Source organism: Martinezella hainanensis, assembly GCF_900094555.1.
Classification (GTDB): Bacteria; Pseudomonadota; Alphaproteobacteria; order Rhizobiales; family Rhizobiaceae; genus Rhizobium; species Rhizobium hainanense.
On the sequence record NZ_FMAC01000024.1, the window covers coordinates 24,988 to 31,362 of the forward strand.

A 6,375-nucleotide genomic window follows, 5' to 3' on the forward strand; every position below is an offset into this window, starting at 1 on the left:
TTGGAGAGACCGCTTCGGAAGGGAGGAAATCAGTGAGCAACAGCAGCATCGCCGAGGTGCGCCTTGTGCTTGAGGCGCGGGATGTTTCCGTGCAATTTGGCGGCGTCAAGGCCCTGACCAATGTATCGGTTTCCGTGAAGGCAGGAGAAATCTGTGGCTTGATCGGGCCAAACGGAGCCGGCAAATCGACCTTTCTCAACGCTGCGACCCGGCTTGTTAATTACACAAGCGGATCTATCACGCTTGGCGGTCAGCCGCTCGAAGGCGTGGGTTCGCGCGAGATGATCGGAATGGGCATCGCGAGGACCTTCCAGAACCTTGGCATCTATGCCTCAATGACCGTTCTGGAAAATGTCATGCTCGGGGCACATCATCAGTTTGGCGGCAAATTCGCTCAAGCGATCTTCGCTCCGTCCAGGGCAAGGGCTGTGGAACGGTCCGCGCGCGAAAAGGCAATGGCGGTGCTTGAAGAGGTCGGCATGGCCGAGCTCGCACCGCGCACCGCCGGATCGCTTCCCTATCCCCTCCAAAAGCGCATGGAGATTGCTCGCGCGCTTGCTGCCGCGCCTAAAATTCTTCTGCTTGACGAACCCGCCGGCGGGCTGACCCACGGCGAAGTCCACGAATTCGGGGCGCTCGTCGACGGTATCAGACGCAAACGGAACCTCTCCATTCTTCTCATCGAGCATCACATGGGCTTGGTCATGAGCCTTTGTGACCGGATCGTTGTGTTGCACCTGGGCCGCAACTTGGCCGAGGGCACCCCTTCCGAAATCAAGTCCAACGACGCGGTGATTGCCGCCTACCTCGGGAAGGCCGCATGACGCTGGATCTCAAGAATCTCTCAGTATTCTACGGCAAGACGCAGGCGCTGTTCGACTGTTCGTTCTCAGTGGGCGAAGGCGAGTTTGTCGCCCTGCTCGGCTCCAACGGGGCCGGGAAGACAACTCTGCTGCGCGCCGTGTCGGGACTGCTTCCCTTCAAGGGTTCGGTTGCCTTCGCTGGAAAAGCGCTCGACAAGATCGTGGCCCAGAAGCGTCTCGCGCTCGGCATCGCTCACATACCCCAAGGACGAGGGACTTTCTCCGAGTTCACGGTCGATGAAAACCTGTCGCTCGGAGCGACGATCGTGTCCAACCGCTCCCAAGTGAGGGAGGACAAGGAACGCTGGTACGAGACATTCCCGCGTCTGCGCGAACGGCGCAACCAGCTTGCGGGAAACCTTAGTGGCGGAGAACAGCAAATGCTGGCTGTCGCACGCGCTCTCATGTCCCGACCGAAGCTTCTGATGTGCGACGAGCCATCGCTCGGGCTCGCCCCCTCGATCACGCAGGAAATCCTGGCGATTTTCAAGACGCTCAACAAGGATCACGGCATGACGCTGCTCGTGGTCGAGCAGAATGTCGACATCACCCTTCAATATGCCGACCGGGCTTTCGTCATCGAGGCCGGCCAGATCGTCGCGAGCGGTGCGGCAAAGGAGCTGATCGACAACGGAGACATCAAGAAATCTTACCTGGGAGTTGCCTGATGAACCTCTTCTTCCAGCTCGTCGTCAGTGGCCTGACCACGGGCGCAATTTACGCGGCGCTGGCCCTGGCGCTCGTCCTCATCTTCAGGGCAACCAACGTCGTCAACTTCGGCCAGGGCGAGATGGCGACCTTTTCCGCCTATGTCGCCTGGCAGTTGATGCAATGGGGTGCTCCGCTGTGGCTCGCCGTCCTCGCGAGCCTTGTCGTGGCGTTCTGTATTGGGGTTCTGACTTTCCGTTTGATTATCCGGCCGATGATGAGCGCTCCGGTGGAGGCGATCGTCGTCATCACCCTTGGCATCCTCGTTCTTTTCCAAGCCGCGTCCATGTGGATTTGGGGCGCCGAACAGCTCTCGTTCCCGAGCCTTTTTCCTGACGGTGGCTTCAATATCGGCGGGGTACGCGTGCTCTCTTCGGCCATCGGCACGCTAACGATCCTTCTTGTTATTGCTTTGGCGATGGGCTTTATCTTCCGGTTCACCAGGCTTGGCCTGTCGATGCGCGCGGCGGCTTTCGACCACGCTCGAAGCGTGCTTGTCGGCGTCAACGTCGAACGCATGCTGATGTTGGGGTGGGGCTTTGCCGCCGTCATCGGGGCGCTTGCCGCCGTCCTCATTGCCCCACGCCTGTTCCTCAGCCCGACAATGATGACGCCAATCCTCTTTTACGGGCTCGCTGCAGCGACGCTCGGCGGCTGGGACAGTCCGCTTGGCGCGATCGTCGGCGGCCTCGCCGTCGGCGTCGCCGAGAGCTTGGGTGCCAGCTACCTCTCATTCATCGGCGCCGACATGCGCATCGCAGTGCCGATCGCCCTCACCCTGGTCATCCTGCTTGTGAAGCCCGTTGGCCTGTTCGGTTCCTATAAGGTGACAAAGCTATGAATGATGGATTCCGCGCGGCCGCTCTCAAGTTCGGTCTCTTCGCGATCGTCGCGATCCTGATCCCAGTCTTTGCGCCGGGATACGTGCTGCAGCAGGTGGCGATTGCCATTGCCTATGCCATTGCCATCCTTGGTTTGAACCTGCTGATGGGGTTCGCCGGGCAGATTTGCCTGGCGCAGGGAACGCTGTTCGGCGTCGGCGCTTACGTTACCGCGATCCTTAACGCTACCTACGGCCTCTCACCGCTCGTGACGCTGCCTGCCTCTGCCGCTGTGGCAGCAGCGATTGGGCTGGTCATCGGCCTTCCAGCGCTCAGGCTTCAGGGCTTGCAACTGGCCATCGTTACATTCGGCATCGCAGCCGCATTCCCGCAACTGCTGCTCAAGATGGGAAGCCTGACCGGTGGCGTGTCGGGTCTTCCGATCGACGCCCCGGAAGCTCCGAGTTTCTTATCGGATCGCCCCGAACTGTGGCTCTATATCATAGCCCTGACCTGCGCTGGCCTCGGTGCCCTACTCGTCTCGCTGATGCTCTTCGGCGACAACGTGCGCTCCCTTAGGGCACAGCGGGATAATCCACAGATTGCCCAAGCGCTCGGCGTCAACCTGACACGTACCCGCCTTTGGGCGTTTGCCGCAAGTTCGGCGCTCGCGGGACTGGGCGGCGGGGTGTTCGGCATCATCAGTGGTTTCATCAGCCCGGAGTCATTCCTGGCAATCCTGTCCATCAACATCGTGATCGGAAGCATTGTCGGCGGCGTCACCAGTATCGTCGGAGCGTTTCTCGGCGGTCTGTTCATGGTCTTCGTCCCAACCTGGGCATCCGACATCAACCTGAGCCTCGGCAACCTGATCTACGGCCTCGCCCTGATCCTGATCATGATGGTCGCGCGCAATGGGGTCACTGGCTTCATCGAAAAATGGCTCTCGATGACTTTTCGGAGGATGGCGAGTAGCCGACGCCAAATTGAAACAAGGGAGGAACTGATATGAGCTTTATCTCCACACTGAAAGGATGCGCAATGCCGCTGGCTTTCGCGGCGCTGCTCGCGGCAAGCAATGCCAACGCTTCGGAACCGTCGCCGGGCGTCACCGACGACACCATTAAAATTGGTGTCACGGGACCGCTGACTGGACCGGTCGCGGTCGTCGGCGGCGTCGCGGAAGGCATACGAGCACGGGTCGAACAGGCCAACGCCGCAGGCGGCGTCAAGATGGGCGACGGCAAGATCCGCAAGATCGATCTCATCATCGAAGATGATGGCCTTGATCCGCAGCGCACCTTGGCGAATGTCCGCAAGATGGTCGAGAAAGATCAGGTGTTTGCACTCGTCGGCACAGCCGCGACCCCGAACAACCTAGCGATCGGCCGTTACATCACGCAGAAGAAAGTGCCGAACGTGTTCATGTATTCCGGTGTCGTTTCACTGAATGCTCCCAAATGGGAAGTCGGTTTCGTGCCGTCCTTCTCGACTGAGGCGGATTCGTTTGCTGAATACCTCAAGGCGAACAAGCCTAACGCGAAGGTGGCGTTTCTATATTTGAACACGGAAACCGGCCAGACCTTCATGAAGGCTTTCGACGGGGCAATTGGCAGCTCGAACATAAAGGTGATCGCACGTCAACCCGTAACGTCACAAGATCCGACGGTCGAAACCCAACTCAACACTCTGAAAGCGTCCGGCGCTGATACCCTGGTTATTATCGCCGCGCCCCGCCAGGGCGGCGAAGCCATCCGCTTTCAGTCCGAAAGCGGTTGGAAGCCTTTGACTCTGGTCACCAACTTGTCATCGGCGTATCCTGTTCTCCAGTCAGTGGGCCTGGAAAATGCCAAGGGCATCATCACTTCCGACTTCCTAAAGCCGATCATCAGCGATCAAAAGACCGGCGACGAAGGCATCGATCACTATCTCGACGCCATAAAGGCAGCCAAGGTGAATTTCGTCTTCGCCAACACGATCGGCCAGACTGGATATGCAATCGGCGACACGCTCATCCAGTCCCTTGAAAAGCTCAAGGACCCGACACGCGAAAAGCTGATGAAAGTCGTTCACAACATGAACGGATGGAAAAACCCATTGCTCCAAGAGGGTATCACAATGACGACCAAGGAAGGATCCGACATTTACCCCATCGAAGCTCTCCAGCTCTATCAGTTCGACGGCCAAAAGTATGTGGCCCACGGAGGCATCTTAGACTTCGAAGGCAAGACCCACGAATAGCCCGCGTTGCCAGTGGGCGCCGCTAAACCGGTGCCCACACACGCAAGTAAAGTTTCAGGCGTGTGTGACAATGACTACTGAACCACGTGGCTTGCTGACAACGGCCTTCACCCCCCGCCACCTCGTTGATGAACTGATGATCACGGATCATCTGGATCTGTACACTTGTCAGTTTGCATTTAATCGGGTCTTCCTCAATTTGTGTGGAGATCAGTCAATTTAATTGGCATCATCCGCGCCCTGAGAAGCTCTGGTCCCGCCCTGCCGTACATTGCGCGCTTGATCGTCTCCAGTCGGTTGATCTGGCCTTCTGCCTGACCGTTGCTCCAGGGCAGGTCGATGGCGTTACAGACGGCGTCGATGTCACGGCGAAGTACACGGGCAAAACGGGCTAGGAAGGCAAGACCAGAATGAATGGCATCGTCGATCCATTGGTCGAGTTTCGCCGAGGTTCGGCCACGAAATATGCCGTGAAATCGCATGGCGAAGCTGCGCAAAACAGCAAACGTCCGTGATCCCTGTTTGAGGGCATCGACTTTCCGCGCCTGATTGATGGTCAGTGCGCCGCGCGGCTTGATGCAAAGAGTAGCGGCGACAATGGGTGAGATCAAATGACCGGTTTGCGGATCACGGACAGGCGCATTGTCATACGTTTTGTCGGCGAGCTCAATCCAAGCCGGCGCAGTATCACCCTTATTGGCCCCTGAACATTAAAGATCCCATGGGCTGGATGGCGGCCCAGCATTTTTGCAAAATGAAAGGGTTTCCACCAACCCCTTGTTGTGAGGCAGAAATGTTCAAGACCGATCATGCAGCCAACATCCACGCCGACCTTGGTGTAATCTTTGTTTCATTGGAGCTCAGCCGCTCAACTTGGGTGATAACGTCGCTGTCACCAGGTAAAGGTGCAACAATGTCGAAGCATTCGATAAAAGCCGGGGACCTCGCCGGTTTGTTTGTGCGGCTTTCGATCCTTCAGGAGAAAAGCGAGACCCGAACTGGGCGCCGCTGTCCGATTATCACTATTCAAGAGGGCGGCATCCGTCGGCGCGCATCTCGATCGGATGGACCAGGCGAATGTGTATGTTTGCCTGCCGACGCGCTACGAAGGCAAGCGCTACGGCCTGCCCGTCAACTTCCTCTACGAACCGCATTCGATCGTCGTCAACCGGCTCGGCAAGCGCTTCGTCAGCGAGGCGCATTTCAACATCGGCGAGGCGTTGGATGCGCGCAATCCCGACGGATCGCCGGTGCACCTGCCCAGCTATCTGGTTGGTGATCATCGCTTCCTGCAATCGTCGATCACATTCCGCTGGTATGCCTCCTATGCCCCCGGGCAGATCATTCTTTATCCCGGCGCCATCAGCGAAACCGAAATCCTGCTTGCCTATGGCGGCGTCGACTTCTCGCCAAAGATGGGGCAGCTTGCCGGCAATCATTTCGTCACGCTTACATCGAACCTCGACAAACTACCGGAACTGGGCCGCCTGGTGTTATGGGGAAGGTGCTCAGGCCATCAGGTTTGAAGAGATTTCGGAATAATTCGGCGTAAAGCGCTATCGCCATTTTCAAAGGACACCGCTCAAAAGATCTCTCGGTCACATCCGCTTCATGCAGCTGTGGCCGGAACTGTTGGGTGGTCTCCTTTAGGGTCAGGACCTATTAAATTGGATTGAGATGTGATTCTCACGGTTTCCAGAAGGAGACCGTGATGAGTGATTTGTTTCTGCTGAGCGAGCGCC

At 57.9% G+C, this 6,375-nt stretch carries 5 protein-coding genes and 2 pseudogenes; 6 read left to right on the plus strand and 1 reads right to left on the minus strand.

Annotated features, from left to right (window positions below):
* The first annotated feature begins 32 nt into the window (after positions 1 to 32).
* From GA0061100_RS33400 to GA0061100_RS33420, 5 genes are read left to right on the plus strand one after another with little or no spacing between them, the layout of a single operon-like run.
* Positions 33 to 824 carry an ABC transporter ATP-binding protein gene (locus tag GA0061100_RS33400; RefSeq protein WP_075857152.1) on the plus strand — a complete coding sequence of 264 codons (792 nt, stop codon included), beginning with the start codon at positions 33 to 35 and terminating at the stop codon, positions 822 to 824.
* Positions 821 to 1,531 carry an ABC transporter ATP-binding protein gene (locus GA0061100_RS33405; protein ID WP_075857153.1) on the plus strand — a complete coding sequence of 237 codons (711 nt, stop codon included), beginning with the start codon at positions 821 to 823 and terminating at the stop codon, positions 1,529 to 1,531. Before GA0061100_RS33400 ends, GA0061100_RS33405 begins: the two co-directional genes overlap by 4 nt.
* Positions 1,531 to 2,412 carry a branched-chain amino acid ABC transporter permease gene (locus tag GA0061100_RS33410; protein ID WP_075857154.1) on the plus strand — a complete coding sequence of 294 codons (882 nt, stop codon included), beginning with the start codon at positions 1,531 to 1,533 and terminating at the stop codon, positions 2,410 to 2,412. Before GA0061100_RS33405 ends, GA0061100_RS33410 begins: the two co-directional genes overlap by 1 nt.
* Complete coding sequence (locus GA0061100_RS33415; RefSeq protein WP_075857155.1) at positions 2,409 to 3,404, plus strand: branched-chain amino acid ABC transporter permease; 996 nt, start codon at positions 2,409 to 2,411, stop codon at positions 3,402 to 3,404. Before GA0061100_RS33410 ends, GA0061100_RS33415 begins: the two co-directional genes overlap by 4 nt.
* Positions 3,401 to 4,633 (plus strand): ABC transporter substrate-binding protein, encoded by a 1,233-nt coding sequence (locus tag GA0061100_RS33420; protein ID WP_075857156.1) that lies wholly within the window; start codon positions 3,401 to 3,403, stop codon positions 4,631 to 4,633. Before GA0061100_RS33415 ends, GA0061100_RS33420 begins: the two co-directional genes overlap by 4 nt.
* Before the next feature lie 194 nt (positions 4,634 to 4,827).
* Here GA0061100_RS33420 and GA0061100_RS33425 read toward each other — a convergent pair.
* Positions 4,828 to 5,271 (minus strand): annotated as a pseudogene (locus GA0061100_RS33425) (ISL3 family transposase); the annotation flags it as partial.
* A gap of 603 nt (positions 5,272 to 5,874) precedes the next feature.
* Between GA0061100_RS33425 and GA0061100_RS35355 the strand changes: the two are divergent.
* Positions 5,875 to 6,175: pseudogene (locus tag GA0061100_RS35355) on the plus strand (DUF3830 family protein); the annotation flags it as partial.
* Positions 6,176 to 6,375 lie beyond the last annotated feature (200 nt).

What these genes read in the sequence shown, in the direction of transcription:
- GA0061100_RS33405 (WP_075857153.1), top strand. Translation starts at nt 821, where the DNA reads ATGACGCTGGATCTCAAGAATCTCTCAGTATTCTACGGCAAGACGCAG.
- GA0061100_RS33410 (WP_075857154.1), top strand. Translation starts at nt 1,531, where the DNA reads ATGAACCTCTTCTTCCAGCTCGTCGTCAGTGGCCTGACCACGGGCGCA.
- GA0061100_RS33415 (WP_075857155.1), top strand. Translation starts at nt 2,409, where the DNA reads ATGAATGATGGATTCCGCGCGGCCGCTCTCAAGTTCGGTCTCTTCGCG.
- GA0061100_RS33420 (WP_075857156.1), top strand. Translation starts at nt 3,401, where the DNA reads ATGAGCTTTATCTCCACACTGAAAGGATGCGCAATGCCGCTGGCTTTC.